This window comes from Legionella tunisiensis, from assembly GCF_000308315.1.
GTDB classification, from domain to species: domain Bacteria; phylum Pseudomonadota; class Gammaproteobacteria; order Legionellales; family Legionellaceae; genus Tatlockia; species Tatlockia tunisiensis.
In genome coordinates, this window is sequence record NZ_CALJ01000129.1 from 1 (window position 1) to 15,881 (window position 15,881).

The following is a 15,881-nucleotide window of genomic DNA, read 5'->3' on the forward strand; positions in this document are numbered from 1 at the left end:
TTTGAATACGCCATTACTTGCAGAAGTATTGAGTCCCATACAGGATAAACCCACCGCCTAATTTATCTAAATTGGGAGAGACACAAAGTAGAGCGTTTAAACCTAACCATTCCGCTTGGAAGTTACCCTCATCCGAGCCACCTTGACCTTTGATGGTAAAAGCTGGAATAGCATAATTGAAAATGGTTTTATTAAAATAATTAACCAACACATGAAAATGTGTCTCGGGGCGAGTTGTTACTTGGCCCATTCCAAAGCCCATGCCATAATTCGAAATTATAAAAGGACCATGATGAATGATCAGCGGAAAACTCATATCAACATCAGCAGGTGGTTCTGTTTTGGTCTCACCTTCTTCATCAGTTGTTTCTTGCGCTGGAATATGCATTTTCACAGCCAAGAGAGCTTGCGATGAAAACCAACCGCGTTGATAGTCATCCAGTTCAACACTCAGTATCGGCGATTTAGGAATGGAATTCACGTTTTTACTGAGTGTACGTTCAAGTACAAAACCCATGACATAATAGGCGATAAGAATAAGCACTGCTAAAACGACGAGGGATCCGATACATTTTTTCATAAAAGCTCTCAGCGAAAGTTCTTGATATTATTTGTAGTCTAAGAATTTGATTTTGTAAAAATAAAAAAGCGAATATTTTTATCAAGATGTCATGATTTATCCCCAAATTCTTGACAGTTTGCCTTGTCATATAAACGTGTAAACCAGGCATAAAAAAGTATGAAATATGCGCAAAAAAATTACAATCACAATTGATGAAAAGGCTTATGATGGTCTTTATGTTTCGATTGGTCAAGGAAAAATTAGTCAATTCATTAAGAATTTGGTTAACCACATGTATTGCATCAAAAGGTATTAGAATAATTCTTGCTTCTTAATAGAAGCACCACAATGATTGTTGATTTCACTCCAATCTTTGTGATGCTGGTCGATTTTACCGTGTTATTTGATTTAATGCTTATTAGGTTGGAGGGGCAGGAGGTGGCCCTCCACCCAATAAATTCATCAAAAGTAACACGATAAAAATAACAATGAATAAAAAGAACAAGACTTTTGCAATACTCGCTGCCGTAGAAGCAACGCCTCTAAAGCCGAATAAACCGGCTACAATTGCAACGACGAGGAAAATAAGCGCCCATCCTAACATCATAAATTCCTTTTAAAGTTAGAATTAATGTTTGGTAAACGATCTTAACTGCTTTTCAATCTCTTCTCGCGTAAAACCATAATGCTGTCTTAATTTGCCATAAATCTCTTGGTTATTACCTTCTATTTCCAAGAGATCGTCATCAGTTAATCTACCCCATTTTGTTTCAATTGACCTTTAACTTCTTCCCATTTACCTTCAAAGATATCCTTGTTCATAGTTGATCTCCTATCATAGTTGAACTTACTTTTTGATTGGGAATAGAGGCATAAATCATATAGCCTCAGATATTAAGAATAGTCGCAATCAGTATTTTTGTAAAATATTTAAACATATCTATATGATCGATTCTTTCTATCAACCTTAAGGCAAAGATATGGTAGAGTGGTGAATAAGTGAATGGTATAGCCGGCAGTTAATGCGCTTTAAATTGATAGGGAAATTGTTGTCGATATGGATTGTTATCTGCATATTAATGACCAAAATTTTTGCAGAAACAACAGATAATCCTTGTGATGGTCCTGGGGCTGTGCTTAATTATACTCATCGCGGTGCGGTCGCGGATAGTACTTGTGTGGTACCGGCTAAAACATTCATGGCAGAAGCAGGGTATAGCTATTCAAGGTTTTCCAACCCAGCAGTTTTTATCCAGAATTCCCCGCAACTGACTTTAACGCTAGGATTACCGGCTAATACGCAGTTTGTTTTGTTTGTCTCCTCGTTTAATCAACAAACCAGTTATCCGTTTTCTGGTTATGGTGTTACCCAGCTAGATATGAAGCATCAGGTTTTTATAACTCAAAATGGATGTTCGCAGCAGAGGCTTCGATAGAACCTCCCGGTGGTAGTGCTGGTTTTGGCTCAAAGGAAGTTAGTGCTACTGTGAATGGTCTTTTAAATTACACAATTAATGATCAATTTAGTTGGCTTTTTGAGCTTAGTGCAAGCACGATTTCTTTACCTCCCATTGCAGGTAATTTACGTTATCAAACAATTAATCCAGATTTTGTTTTGTCTTATGCTCCTGAGACAAAACTTAATTTCTTTGCGGAAATTTATGGTCAGACTAAGACTGGGCCAGGCCAAGGCAGTGGTTTTAACGCTGATTATGGTTTTTTGTATCTGATTCATCCAACGATTGCTTTTGATTTGGAGATTGGCCATCCAGTCAGTGGTCGCTTGGATGGCACTTATATCGGTTCTGGTATCTCGATTTGGCTTCAATAGCTCAGATAGCGTAGTGGAATTCTCATTCTGGTAACAAAGCGTCAATATCCTTGCGAATTTTTTGCAGTGATGTCGTTGGTAGGTATTGCTTCAGCACGTGTCCCTCACTATCGACTAAAAATTTTGGTGAAATTCCAGGGAATAAATTTTAAAGGGCGTTTTTGAATGTGTTTGATGAGATAGCTATAGAGCGGTGCGCGATTTGCTCCCCGTACATCAATTTTTGCATACAAGGGGAATGTTATGCGGTAGCAGCTCTCCGCAAACGCTTTAATCTCTTCGTGCGTTCCAGGTTCTTGATGGAGGAATTGATTACAGGGAAAGCCCAAGATACCGAATCCTCGCTCTTTGTAATCATGATACATGGCTTCTAGTTCGGCATATTGCGGTGTGAACCCGCAGCGGCTTGCTACATTGACGATTAACATCACCTTGCCCCGGTAAGGGTTGAGCGTTGTAACGCTGCCATCCATTGTGTTAACAGGAACGTCATAGATTGAATTTGCAGTATCATGAGAAGCTGTCGACATTGGTATCTCCCTGCTCTTGGTTTAACGACTATTGAGTGTAATAAATCTTTAATGAATTTAGCAATATATCAGCGTGAGATGGGTTTATCATAACCGTGGGTGCGAAGTACTTGGGTAATGAATGATGATTTGGCATCGGTATAGTACTCTCTGTCCTCGCCATGCCCATTGGCCAATTGCTGTTTTAATTTTTCATAGTCGCGTCGTATTTGTTCATTAAGACGCAGAATATCGCGAAACAAAAGGCGGTGTTCAATTGTGCCGTTGCTGGCTTCAATCAAATGAACGTGATGAGTTCTGCTTTTGCCGAAAGGAGGCATGCCTTTAAAAAACGCAGATGCGCCTTATCCGGATTCTCAGACCAGAAAATATAACCCAATGTTTCCAAGCATACAATCCACTGGGCTGCTTGATCTAAAGACTGAATTGTGATGAACAAATCAATGATTGGTTTACTGGGTAATTCAGGGCACAGCTGTACTACCAAGATGTTCAATAGCAACAATATCAAGCGGTTTGCTGAACGCAGTAATGGTATCAATTTCGGCTTGAGCCAATAATGGCCAAGCGGGGTTGTAAGTACTAATGACTATATCATCAGCAGCGTCTAATTGCTCCTGGCTGCATTGACCTGTTTTATAATCAATAGATTGGATAAAAGAGGCTTTACCATTCACGTAGTTTTCAATGTCATCCGCAAAGACAGCAGCTAAGGATTGTTTAATCAGTGAATAAGCCTGGGCATAAGCGGGATTGTTAACCAGGAAATCGCGGAACGCTAAATGCCTGGCAATTTCTGGCGAATTTTGGGCAAAAATATGAATATTATGGCTGCGCTGAGATTTGGATTTCCAAAAGAAACGACGGCCTTTTATGCCATACTCGCCCATACAGGTATAGCCTAAAGCTTCAAAGTCAGGATTTAAGGCATCAATTTGTTCAATGTCATCAACAACAGGCAAGATATCAATAATTGGTTTGGCATGAATTTGAGGAATTGCTGTACTGCCGATGTGGTGAATAGCCAGACATCGTTGTTGCAAAATAGTCGCCAGTCGTTGTTCTTCCTGAGTAAATAAAAACGGCCATTGTTTGTCATAAGGAACCAAGACAACTTGTCTTGATTTTTTATATTCAGTACTCATTGGCTAAGGCCTTGAGCTTCATAAATGGTCTTCAGTTATATTAATCATCATTTGCAAGGCTTTTTTAGCATTGTCGATGACCCATTCTTGCTCACTTTCTTGTAAGCGTTGTCGACTACCGGTAAATTCATTGACCAGATCACCAGCTTTGACTTCGTTATAAGCCATGATTTTTCCTTGGCGCAAAAGATCAACCAGTGCAACCAGATGAGGGGGATCATTGCGTGACATGGTAGCGCAACCACAGCCCATGCCTTTTTCATTACCTTTCTTAGGTGCTTCGGCCAGGTTAACTACAGTGATGCCTAGATTTTTACAATGCTGTTTCAAATTTTCTACCATGTGATTTTCTGTACCGATGGCATAATGTTTAGTGTTCGCTCGATCATTCACTACATAATCCCAAATAAAGGCTGTAGAACCAGCTTGTTGAGCAACACGAATAACATCATTGCGGCATTCCGGATGGACCACTGTGGTATATCCCAGTTGATGCCAGTATTCACACATCTCTGGCTGATAATGGGTGTGAACGGCGCATTGACTGGCGAATAGAATTAAATCGGCTTTATCGAATTGATCCAGTGTCTTGCTATCTTGATCGGCTAAGGAGTATTGAGCGCCTGCGGTTCCACCAGGCCAATAAGCAAGATGGTTGATCCCTAGCCAATAGGCAATGTTTTCGCCCATATGTTGATCAGGAATAAACAATATTTTTTGTTTTGTTCTCTCGCCCAGGAAAAAATTTTCTTTACATTAGAACTGGTACAGACAGCACCACCTTGAGCACCAGTCATGGCTTTGACTCGCCCTGAGGTATTCATGTAGCAAACCGGCAAAATATTCTCTGCGCCATAGCGTTCATTCAGATCCAGGAAAGCAGGTTCTACCATGAAATCTTTAGCAAGCATCTCCATCGTACAGCCGGATTTGGGATTGGTGATATAGACTTGCTGTTGTTTATGAGCGAGAATGCTGATGGATTCCGCCATGAAATGCACCGCTGACTCAATGATCACCGATTTTTCAGGATGATTGGCTGCCATGAGTGCCAATTGGTAAGAATCACCAATTTGGCCACCAAACTGCTCAACCAATCTTACAATATCGCCCCCCATATAATAGTGGGCGAGCAATAACAATTTATCGCCAAAATGGGCTTGCGCTTTTTGCATATAGGGTTGCATCCAGGCAAACACCGTTGTCAATTTTCGATCCGGTAAAGCCTGATACTCTTCTGCATAAGGGACAAAGTCTTCCTGATACCAATCCAGCGGATAGTCGCTTTGGCAAATACTCATGTCGTTGGTAATGTGCATGAGTGTTTTTCTGGTTGATAAAGGGTATGACTTTTAAACATGGGATACACCTCAACTAAATAAAGGGATTTTGCGGTGAGGTAAGCCGGGCAATACTTTCCTCGGCTTGGGCATTCTTATACGGAAAATCCTCGCGATAGTGGCCGCCTCTTGATTCTCTTCTTGATAGAGCGGCTCTAACAATGAGTTCTGCATTCAAAACAATATTGCGTAACTCGATGAAGTCGCGGGTAATGCAATGCTTCCAATAATATTCCTCAATTATTTTCTTACGCTTCATAATTAATTGTAGTAGATCTTGAAGACCTGCTTCAGTACGGACAATACCAGCATAAGAGGTCATTTCACCACGTAGACCACGCCAATGCGCATTAATCTGACTTGCACGGCGAGCATTGACCTCTCCTGGAGAGCTCCAGTTGGGAATGTTATCAATTGTCTTAATGGGGGTAGCAATATCTTTCAAGGTACAATGAGCGGCGTTAGATGCCATGACCAACGCTTCTAACAAAGAATTACTGGCCAAGCGGTTGGCTCCGTGTAAACCGGTGAAAGCAACTTCGCCAATTGCATAGAGTCGTTTGAGATCAGTTCGTCCATCAACGTCAGTTAACACGCCGCCACATTGATAATGAGCGGCAGGGACGACGGGAATCATATCCTGACTCATATCGATGCCGATAGAAAGCAAGGTATTATAAATTTGCGGAAAGCGTTTTTTTAAGAAAGATTTGGATTGGTGAGTAATATCTAAATGAACAAAACTATTTTGACCCTGTTCAATTTCACTAAAAATAGAACGGGCGACCACGTCACGGGTCGCTAATTCTAATTGGTCTGGCGCATAACGACGCATGAAGCGTTCGCCTGTATCAGCACTCTTTAGTAAAGCACCTTCACCCCGCACGGCTTCAGAAATTAAAAAATTATTCAGAGAGTGGTGGTGTAAAAGGGTAGGGTGAAATTGATAAAACTCCATGTTGCCAACCCGCGCTCCAGCCCGATAAGCCATAGCAACACCATCGCCAGTCGCAATAATGGGGTTAGTGGTATAGCGATAGGTTTTACCAGCTCCGCCAGTAGCAAGAACTACACAACGGGATACAAAAGTATGAATACGATTGTTTTGGCAATCCAGCACATAAGCACCTAGCACCTCTCCCTGATCATCTGTGCGATGCGGATGGTAATGAGTGATGAGATTAACGGCGATATGATAGTCAAAAAACAGATTTGTGGTTGTTGCTTGACTGCTTGTAGCAGGGCTTCGGTAACGGCTAAACCAGTTTGATCGCCACTGTTAAAAATTCGTCGGTGCGAATGTCCGCCTTCTTGAGCGAGGGAAAAATCGCCGCCAGATTGTTTTGTAAAAGGAATAGGGTAACCCATTAAATCTTTGATAGCCTGTGGTCCTTGGCGAATAATGAATTCAACAGCTGGTTGGTAACATAACCCATCACCGGCATGGAGTGTATCCATGATATGGGATTCCAGGGAATCTCCAGGTGCAACTGCTGCAGCAATTCCGCCTTGGGCATAACGACTGTTACATTCAGTAATTTCAGCCTTACTGATTAAAGCTATATTCAGGTTTGGCTGTAATTTTAGTAATTGTAAACAATAATTCAGGCCAGCAAGCCCAGTACCTATAACTAGAACATCGAACTCTAGAGCATGTCCTTGCTGTGACAGATTATTACTCATGAAAATGCTTTCACCAGTTGAGCCGCTAAGCCAATATATTTTTCCGGTGTTAATCCAATTAACTGACTTTTCGCCTCATCCGGAATATCGAGCGATTTAATAAAGTTTTTTAAACTATCCGCATCGATACCTTGGCCGCGAGTGAGGTTTTTTAATTGCTCATAAGCATTGGGCACTGCATAGCGACGCATGACAGTTTGGATGGCTTCGGCCAGCACTTCCCAGTTCGAATTAAGATCATGTTTTAGAGCATGTTTGTTAATTTGTAATTTATCATTCCCTTTCGCAATAGCTTGATAAGCAATTAACGTGTAAGCGAAGGCGACGCCAAGGTTGCGTAACACAGTAGAGTCGGATAGGTCGCGCTGCAAACGAGACTGAGTCAGCTTGTTAGCAAAATGATTAAATAAAGCATTAGCTAGCCCCAAATTACCTTCAGCATTTTCGAAATCAATGGGGTTTATTTTGTGAGGCATAGTGGATGAACCGACCTCATCGGCAATTGCCTTCTGTTTAAAATAATTCAATGAAATGTAAGTCCAGATATCGCGAGTGTAATCAAGTAAAATGTTATTGATACGAATCATGATATGTGAGACTTCAGCAATACCATCGTGTGGTTCTATCTGGGTAGTGTAAGCGCTGAAAGATAAGCCAAGTGAACTGACAAAATTTGCGCAATGCTTACGCCAATCTACTTCAGGGAAGGCAATGATATGAGCATTATAATTTCCTACAGCGCCATTGCATTTGGCTGGAATGAGCACTTCAGCCAATTGTTGTTGCGGGCGTTTCAGGCGGGCGACGAAATTTACCAACTCTTTACCCATGGTGGTCGGTGTTGCCGGCTGGCCATGTGTTCTGGACAACATGGCGATATCCCCGTGTTGCTTACCCAGCATGGTAATACTGCCGATAATTTCTGCCAGAGAAGGTTGTATTATCTGAGCAATGGCCTCTTTCACCATTAAGGCATAGGCTAAATTGTTAATGTCCTCTGACGTGCAGGCAAAATGAATAAAGCCGATATACCTGTGCAATGCTTCAAATTGCTCCAGCTTATCTCGCAAGTAGTATTCTACCGCTTTGACATCATGGTTAGTTTGTTTTTCATAGACCTTGATTTTTTCTGCTTCAGCTTCGTTGAAATTAGATAATATTTCATCTAAATAATTTCGTGATTCTTTATCCAACTCTGGCACTTCAGTAATTTCTTTATTAGCAGCTAATGATTCGAGCCAGCGAATTTCTACCATCAAACGGTAATAAGTTAGAGCAAATTCACTAAAATAAGGACTTAATGCGCTGGTTTTTTTCAGGTAGCGCCCATCGATAGGTGAGATAGCATTTAAAGCAGTTAAGGTCATGGATAATTCGCCGGAATCTAAAGCGCATATAATATTAGATGCAGCGGCAGATGTGAATTGTTGTAAGCATCTAATTTAAAATTACCCTCTTGAAGATGCTTATTAACTATGTGTAGGTGGGGCATTCAGTGATTTTTAATGGATTCTACATAAAGTGCACAACACTGTTTCGATGCTATGAGGTACTAATCAGGCAAATGATGATAAATTTTGGGAGCGTGGTGTTCGTTGTGTCCGCATTGTATTGCAAAAAACCGGTGATTATTAGATTTGTTAAGGTATATTCCCCTTAATATTGAACGCATTTCCACCTCATCTCAAGCGTAGCGAGAGATCTCCAGAGATAAGTAATTGCCAAAATTGGAGATTTTTCATCTCGTTCGAAAAGACGTTTAACACGAGGGATATGACTGTCAAACTTGCTGCATAAATAGCCTTGATTTGTTATGATATGCGCTTTTTAGTCAACTAGATAATGAGTATGTCTGAACATTATTTACACGCTTCGCCGCTGGGGCGGCGTAGTGCTTATATCGACAATTATGATAATTCACTGCTTTTTCCCATTGCACGTCAAACAAAACGTGAAGGTATTGGTATTGGTTTATCCCTGCCGTTTACTGGTTATGATATTTGGACAGCGTTTGAATTGTCTTGGTTGAATCAAGAAGGCAAGCCGGTTGTCGCGGTGGCCGATATTATTATGCCTTGTGAATCGGTTAATCTGATTGAGTCGAAATCACTCAAGTTATATTTAAATTCCTTTAATAATACAATTTTTGATTCTGCTGAGGCGGTGCAGGAAACTATAGCATGTGATTTAAGTAAAGCGGCAGGCAGTGTTGTGCAAGTCGTGCTTTATAAAGCGGAAGGTTTTATTGAGGCATCGATTGGGCGGCTGGAAGGGGTTTGCCTGGATGAGCTGGATATTAGCTGTTCTGAGTATAAAGTGAATCCACGGTTGCTAAACATTTCGACGGAAAAAGTAGAGAATGTCGTCTTATATAGTCATTTGCTTAAATCAAATTGTCTCATGACAGGCCAGCCAGATTGGGGCTCTATTTCAATTACTTATTCCGGTCCTCGCATTAATAATGAGTCCTTGTTGCAGTATCTAGTCTCTTTTCGCAATCACAACGAATTTCACGAACAATGTGTCGAACGTATTTTTATGGATCTCACGACATATTGCCAGCCTGATGAATTAACAGTTTACGCACGTTACACGCGTCGTGGCGGATTAGATATCAATCCTATTCGTTCGACAAAGCCGGTTGTTCCACCTGCGAATATTCGTTTGTATCGCCAATAGTCTGAGAAAACTGCGGAAATATTTTGCACGGCAGTTCAAGGGGGCCTTGTTTTGATTAATTGTCAGACCAGGAACCCGACATTTAGGCAATATAATGTGAATTAACAACAAATTACGTTGGCAATTCACATCATCTAGCAATTTCAGTAGAATGGTGGTCATTTTTATGGATTAGAGGTAGTTATGGCAGTCAGCGTACATACAATTGATTTTCAACATCTGGGTATGCAGGATCTAGAGCAGGTAGGCGGTAAGAATGCCTCTTTAGGTGAAATGATTAGCCATTTATCAAAGGCGGGTGTCTCAGTGCCGACCGGATTTGCCACAACAGCAGATTCTTTTCGGGAGTTTTTAGCGAATGACGGGTTGGATAAAAAAATCTATGCCATGCTTCATTCTCTCAATACCGATGATATTGCTCAATTAACCACAACCGGAAAAACGATTCGTGAGATGGTTGTCAAAACGCCTTTTTCTGCTGAATTTGAAAAAACAGTTCGCCAATCGTATGAGAAGCTTGCCCAACAAATCGGACACAGTGACTTCAGTGTCGCAGTACGTTCTTCAGCGACTGCGGAAGATTTGCCGGATGCCTCTTTTGCTGGTCAGCAGGAAACCTATCTAAACGTTCGAGGCATTGACGCAGTTTTAATCGCGATTAAACAGGTCTTTGCTTCTTTATTTAATGATCGGGCTATTGCTTATCGGGTGCATCATGGTTTTGCGCACAACGATGTGGCTTTGTCAGTTGGTATCCAGCAAATGATTCGTAGCGATCTGGCGGTTAGTGGTGTGATGTTTACCATGGATACCGAGTCTGGTTTTGATCAAGTCGTCTTTATTACTTCATCCTATGGTTTAGGTGAAATGGTTGTACAAGGTGCAGTCAATCCAGATGAATTTTATATTCATAAACCAGGTCTAAGAGCTGGTAAACCGGCTGTTATCCGCCGTAATTTGGGCAGCAAAGCGCTCAAAATGGTCTATTGTAATGATGAAACCCAAGCCCGAACTGTTAAAACAGAAGACGTTAATGTGAAGGAGCGTCTGTTATTTTCTTTAACGAATGAAGAAGCGGAGCAGTTGGCTAAACAGGCACTTATTATTGAAGAGCACTATGGCCGGCCTATGGATATTGAATGGGCTAAAGATGGTAAAGATGGTAAGTTATATATCTTGCAAGCACGTCCTGAAACCGTAAAAAGCCGTAGCAGTACACAAGTGTTAGAGCGCTATACCCTACAAAAGCAAGGGGAGATATTAACTGAGGGTCGCAGTATTGGTCAGCGTATCGGGCAGGGACGGGCAAAGATTATTAGAGACATTAGCGAAATGCACCGTGTTGAGCCCGGTGATGTTTTAGTTTCTGACATGACGGATCCGGATTGGGAGCCGATCATGAAACGTGCCGCAGCGATTGTTACTAACCGTGGTGGCAGAACTTGTCATGCGGCCATTATTGCCCGTGAATTGGGTATTCCTGCTGTGGTTGGTTGCGGCGATGCAACCAAAGCCATTCGGGACGGAGATGAGGTCACAGTGAGTTGTGCCGAAGGAGATACTGGTTATGTTTATCAAGGCTTGTTGCCCTTTGAGCAGGTACGCCTTGACGTGGATACCATGCCTGAATTGCCGATGAAAATCATGTTGAATGTTGGTAATCCTGAGCGTGCTTTGGCATTTCAATCCATACCTAATTCCGGAGTTGGTTTGGCTCGCCTCGAATTTTTAATTTCCAATACCATTGGTATTCATCCAAAAGCGCTACTTGAATATAACTCTTTACAGGATAAGGCTTTAAAACAGCTTATTGATGACAAGACAGCAGCTTATGCTTCCCCGGTAGAATATTATATCGAGCGTTTAAAAGAAGGGATTGCTACGATTGCCGCTGCATTTTACCCGAAGCCAGTCATTGTTAGGTTGTCCGATTTTAAATCCAATGAATATGCCAATCTGGCAGGTGGTAATTTATACGAACCCCATGAAGAAAATCCTATGCTTGGTTTTCGTGGTGCATCACGTTATGTGTCTGCCGATTTTGCCGAGTGCTTTGCTCTGGAGTGTAAGGCGGTTCGCCGTGTACGCGAAGAGATGGGATTGACTAATGTCGAAGTAATGATTCCTTTCGTCAGGACTGTTTCTGAGGCAGCACAGGTTATCCAAGTACTTAAACAGCATGGGCTTGAGCGTGGCAAAGATGGCCTGCGTGTTATCATGATGTGTGAATTGCCCTCCAATGCATTGCTTGCTAGCGAGTTTTTGGAACATTTTGACGGTTTTTCAATAGGATCTAACGATTTGACGCAGTTAACTCTTGGTTTGGACAGAGATTCCGGCTTGATTGCAGCGCAATTTGATGAGCGAAATGAGGCTGTCAAAGCCCTCTTGCACATGGCGATTTCAACTTGTAAAAAAGCAGGGAAATACGTTGGCATTTGCGGGCAGGGTCCATCTGATCACCAGGATTTTGCTCAATGGCTAATGCAGGAAGGGATTGACAGCGTATCGTTGAATCCAGATTCGGTATTAGAAACTTGCCTCTTTCTTGCTGAGCAATAGCCTCATGTCGCGCTATTTAAGATATTGGATATTACTGGTAGGTTTGTTTCCTACGTTACTATTTGCTGGTAATGAAGCCGATCATCTTGATCCCGTAGCACCTGTTATCCTATGGGTTACCCTTATCCTGTTTTTCGCTATTTTAGGTCGTTACATTGCCAGACGTTTTAACCAGCCTGGTGTGTTGGGCGAATTGTTGATGGGGGTTTTTCTAGGTAATCTCTGTTATTTTTTGGCTTACAGCTTGTTATCGTGTTACGTGAAGGATCAGCTGTTTTTAACATCATGCGGGAAATGTTGACTGGTGGATCTCTTACTCAGGCTGTGATGAATAGTGTTTCTGACCCTTATTATGCCAAGCAAGTCGTGAGCGCTCTAAGCAATGGTACCGGTATTGATTTAATCAAAGTTGCTTATGTTCTTGATATTTTTTCTCGCTATGGGGTGATTTTTCTTTTGTTCACAGTTGGTCTTGAGAGCTCTGTAGAGGAACTTAAACATACGGGTCGTGAATCATTACAAGTGGCCATTATTGGCGTCATTGTACCTATTATCCTAGGTTTTGCGGTTGCGCATTTAATGCTGCCAGAATCTTCTTATCAGGCTGATCTGTTTGTCGCAGCAACTTTGTCAGCAACGAGTATAGGGATTACTGCCCGTGTGCTTGCGGAGATGAAAAAATTACGTACCCGTGAAGCGAGAACAATTCTAGGCGCTGCAATGATTGATGATATTTTAGGGCTAATCATTCTAGCTATCGTTAGCTCGGTCGTGATCAGTGGAATCGTTGATTTGTTCATGGTGATGCGTGTCATTATTTCAGCTATCTTGTTTTTTACCATTGTCATTACGATTGGCCCGTGGATTATTCGTAAAGCAGTCAGTTTTTTTCAATTCCTCGAACTTTGGGAAGCCAAGCTTTTTATTTCATTTATTTTTGTCATGCTGCTAGCCTGGCTAGCAACTTTAGTTCATTTAGCGACCATTATCGGCGCCTTTGCTGCGGGACTTATTATTCATGATGGTTTGTTTGAATCTCGCACACGTTCTGCGAAAGATTCTCTAAGTATTCAGAATTTGGTAACGCCTCTTGAATCCATTTTGGCTCCTTTATTTTTATTCTTATTGGTATCCAGGTAAAATTGGAGGCCTTTTGGGATTGGCAGGTACTGCTAATGGCTGGCGGCCTCATTGTGGCAGCCATTATTGGCAAATTAGTTAGTGGCCTGGGAGCTAATCGCAAAGATGATCGCGTGTTGATTGGGATAGGCATGCTACCTCGTGGTGAAGTTGGATTGGTCTTTGCTTCTATAGGAAGAACTTTGGGCGTGATGTCTGATCAACTGTTTTCAGCAATTGTTTTGATGATTATTGTGACCACTGTTATTGCTCCACCTTTTATTAAAGCACGTTATGCCAAGAGTGAAAAAAAAGGGAGTAAGGTATGAAGTTAAGCCAAACCGATATTTTGGCTGATGTTAAAAAAGCTCTCGAGGAGGATGTTGGGGATGGCGATGTTAGTGCTGCCTTACTGCCCGCCGAGTTATTTGCTGAGGCTGAAATTATCTCACGTGAACCAATGTTGGTTTGCGGGCGCCCTTGGGTAGATGCTGTTTTTGCTGCAGTCGATCCTGCTATTAAACTGTATTGGTTAGTAGAAGAAGGGCAATGGCTTGCTAAGCCTATGACTTTATGCCAAATGACAGGTCCAGTGGCTAGCATTTTAATTGCTGAACGCTCTGCTCTGAATTTTTTACAAACCTTGTCAGCCACCGCCACAAAAACTTATGAGTACCGGCTAAAGCTACAAGGTAGCAAGACTCGTTTATTGGATACACGTAAAACCTTACCAGGTTTACGCCATGCCCAAAAATATGCTGTAGCCTGCGCGGGTGGAGTTAATCATCGTATGGGTTTATACGATGCATTTTTGATTAAGGAAAATCACATTAAAGCCTGTGGTTCTATTACTCAGGCGATTAACCAGGCTAGGAAAATGCGTAATGATTTGCTGGTTGAAGTAGAAGTAGAAACGCTTGCGGAATTACACGAAGCGTTACTCGCCAGACCCGATCGTATTTTGCTCGATAATTTTAGCAATGCTATGCTGATGGAAGCAGTAGCTATTGCTAAACCTTATGATTGCGAACTGGAAGCATCTGGCGGTATTGATTTGAACACTATTGCTACGGTAGCACAAACCGGTGTTGATTATATTTCAATCGGAGCTATTACTAAATCAATACAAGCCATTGATTTAAGTTTACTCATTAGGGAAGTTAAATGAATTCATCGATCGTTTTTACTGGCGGCGGTACGGCTGGTCATGTCACACCTAATTTGCCACTCATAGACGTGTTACGGCAAGAAGGTTGGCAAATTGATTATATTGGCTCAAAAGATGGCGTTGAAAAGAATATGATCAGTGCTTTAAATATCCCTTATCATGCTGTTAGTAGCGGCAAATTAAGAAGGTATTTTAGTTGGCAAAATTTTTTGGATCCATTAAAAATTCTTCTTGGTATCGTGCAATCTTATTGTTTATTACGAAAACTTAAACCGAGATTGTTTTTCCAAAGGTGGTTTTGTTGCTTTTCCAGTTGTTGTGGCGGCCTGGTTAAACCGTATACCTGTTATTGCCCACGAATCAGATATGAGTCCTGGACTTGCCAATCGGTTAAGTTTCCCTTTTGTCGATAAAATTTGCGTCACTTTTGAAGCAGCAAAAAAACACTTTAAGAAACCAGAAAAAGTGGAAATAACTGGTACGCCAATACGACAAGAATTGTTTAAAGGTTCGAAAGAAAAAGGTTTGAATTTATGTGGCTTTAATACTAACAAACCTTGTGTATTAGTGATGGGCGGAAGTCAGGGTTCAGCAAAACTGAATACGGTAGTAAGAAGTATTTTGGATTCGTTGACTGATTCTTATCAGGTTATTCATTTATGTGGTAAAGGAAAATTGGATAATAACTTGCTTAACCATGCTAATTATTGTCAGCTCGAATATGCAAGTGGAGAATTGGCGGATTTGTTTGCTGCAAGCGATTTAGTTATTTCACGAGCAGGAGCTAATGCACTCTATGAAATTTTGTCTTTGCAGAAACCTCATGTGTTAATTCCACTCTCTGCCAAAGTCAGTCGAGGCGACCAAATTCAAAATGCGCGTTATTTTGCTCAGCAGGGAATTAGTAAAGTTGTTGATGATGACAATTTAACAGCAGAAAGTTTGCTGGCTGTCATTGCAGAAGCTAGTCAGCAACGCGAAGAAATTATTGCTAAAATCAAGGCGCTTCATATTGAATCAGCCACCTTGAAAATTATTGCCCTCATCAAGGAACAGTTGCATGTTGAACACCCTAAAACTGTATGAGTACATTGAACAGGAATGGCAGAAAGAAATTCTGCCAAGCTTGTGTGATTACATCAAAATTCCCAATAAATCACCTCATTTTGATGAGCATTGGCAGGAACATGGTTATATGGAGCAAGCGGTTAACCATGTTGCTGGTTGGTGCAAAGCGCATGCCCCGGCTGGACTAACGTTAG

The 15,881-nt window shown here is 41.5% G+C and carries 12 protein-coding genes and 6 pseudogenes; 9 read left to right on the top strand and 9 right to left on the bottom strand.

The annotated features are described in order from the left end of the window. Positions 1-13: 13 nt before the first annotated feature. From BN58_RS23475 to BN58_RS36915, 3 genes are all read right to left on the bottom strand, one after another. Positions 14-580 (bottom strand): DUF945 family protein, encoded by a 567-nt coding sequence (locus BN58_RS23475; protein ID WP_083852149.1) that lies wholly within the window; start codon positions 578-580, stop codon positions 14-16. Positions 581-980: 400 nt separating this feature from the next. Continuing rightward, the gene (locus BN58_RS08570; RefSeq protein WP_019216471.1) at positions 981-1,166 is read right to left on the bottom strand and encodes a DUF1328 domain-containing protein; all 186 of its coding nucleotides are present in this window, start codon (positions 1,164-1,166) and stop codon (positions 981-983) included. Between the two features lie 24 nt (positions 1,167-1,190). Beyond that, complete coding sequence (locus tag BN58_RS36915) at positions 1,191-1,298, bottom strand: CsbD family protein (RefSeq protein ID WP_232220458.1); 108 nt, start codon at positions 1,296-1,298, stop codon at positions 1,191-1,193. 313 nt (positions 1,299-1,611) lie between these two features. Between BN58_RS36915 and BN58_RS08575 the strand changes: the two genes are divergently transcribed. Both BN58_RS08575 and BN58_RS08580 read left to right on the top strand, forming a co-directional pair. After that, complete coding sequence (locus tag BN58_RS08575) at positions 1,612-1,998, top strand: hypothetical protein (RefSeq protein WP_232220459.1); 387 nt, start codon at positions 1,612-1,614, stop codon at positions 1,996-1,998. After that, entirely contained in the window at positions 1,974-2,393 is a 420-nt protein-coding gene (locus BN58_RS08580; protein WP_026069362.1) for a transporter, read from the top strand. Before BN58_RS08575 ends, BN58_RS08580 begins: the two co-directional genes overlap by 25 nt. 107 nt (positions 2,394-2,500) lie before the next feature. On the opposite strand, the gene BN58_RS23480 is transcribed toward BN58_RS08580, so the two are convergent. From BN58_RS23480 to purB, 6 genes and pseudogenes are all read right to left on the bottom strand, one after another. Continuing rightward, positions 2,501-2,923 (bottom strand): glutathione peroxidase, encoded by a 423-nt coding sequence (locus BN58_RS23480; protein ID WP_019216472.1) that lies wholly within the window; start codon positions 2,921-2,923, stop codon positions 2,501-2,503. Between the two features lie 68 nt (positions 2,924-2,991). After that, positions 2,992-3,464, bottom strand: a pseudogene (locus tag BN58_RS37680) (GrpB family protein). Further along, positions 3,388-4,068: a GrpB family protein gene (locus tag BN58_RS23490; RefSeq protein WP_019216475.1), complete on the bottom strand. Its 681-nt coding sequence runs from the start codon at positions 4,066-4,068 to the stop codon at positions 3,388-3,390. Before BN58_RS23490 ends, BN58_RS37680 begins: the two are co-directional and overlap by 77 nt. A gap of 18 nt (positions 4,069-4,086) precedes the next feature. After that, positions 4,087-5,428 (bottom strand): annotated as a pseudogene (gene nadA, locus BN58_RS36920) (quinolinate synthase NadA). Positions 5,429-5,442: 14 nt separating this feature from the next. Next, positions 5,443-7,091 (bottom strand): annotated as a pseudogene (nadB, locus tag BN58_RS23500) (L-aspartate oxidase). Next, complete coding sequence (gene purB / locus BN58_RS08615) at positions 7,088-8,458, bottom strand: adenylosuccinate lyase (protein WP_019216476.1); 1,371 nt, start codon at positions 8,456-8,458, stop codon at positions 7,088-7,090. The pseudogene nadB and the gene purB overlap by 4 nt, the downstream one beginning before the upstream one ends. 481 nt (positions 8,459-8,939) lie before the next feature. Here purB and queF point away from each other — a divergent pair, with 481 nt between their 5' ends. The 7 genes and pseudogenes from queF to BN58_RS08645 form a co-directional block, all read left to right on the top strand. Beyond that, the gene (gene queF, locus BN58_RS08620) at positions 8,940-9,770 is read left to right on the top strand and encodes an NADPH-dependent 7-cyano-7-deazaguanine reductase QueF (RefSeq protein ID WP_019216477.1); all 831 of its coding nucleotides are present in this window, start codon (positions 8,940-8,942) and stop codon (positions 9,768-9,770) included. 183 nt (positions 9,771-9,953) lie between these two features. Further along, the gene (gene ppsA, locus BN58_RS08625) at positions 9,954-12,332 is read left to right on the top strand and encodes a phosphoenolpyruvate synthase (protein WP_019216478.1); all 2,379 of its coding nucleotides are present in this window, start codon (positions 9,954-9,956) and stop codon (positions 12,330-12,332) included. A gap of 4 nt (positions 12,333-12,336) precedes the next feature. After that, positions 12,337-12,633, top strand: coding sequence for a hypothetical protein (locus BN58_RS33525; RefSeq protein WP_232220462.1), 297 nt, complete (start codon positions 12,337-12,339; stop codon positions 12,631-12,633). 26 nt (positions 12,634-12,659) lie between these two features. Continuing rightward, a pseudogene (locus BN58_RS23505) lies at positions 12,660-13,780 on the top strand (cation:proton antiporter). Continuing rightward, entirely contained in the window at positions 13,777-14,619 is an 843-nt protein-coding gene (gene nadC, locus BN58_RS08635) for a carboxylating nicotinate-nucleotide diphosphorylase (RefSeq protein ID WP_019216479.1), read from the top strand. Before BN58_RS23505 ends, nadC begins: the two are co-directional and overlap by 4 nt. Further along, positions 14,616-15,705 (top strand): annotated as a pseudogene (locus BN58_RS23510) (undecaprenyldiphospho-muramoylpentapeptide beta-N-acetylglucosaminyltransferase). Before nadC ends, BN58_RS23510 begins: the two are co-directional and overlap by 4 nt. After that, positions 15,680-15,881, top strand: a pseudogene (locus tag BN58_RS08645) (peptidase M20); the annotation flags it as partial. The pseudogenes BN58_RS23510 and BN58_RS08645, both read left to right, overlap by 26 nt.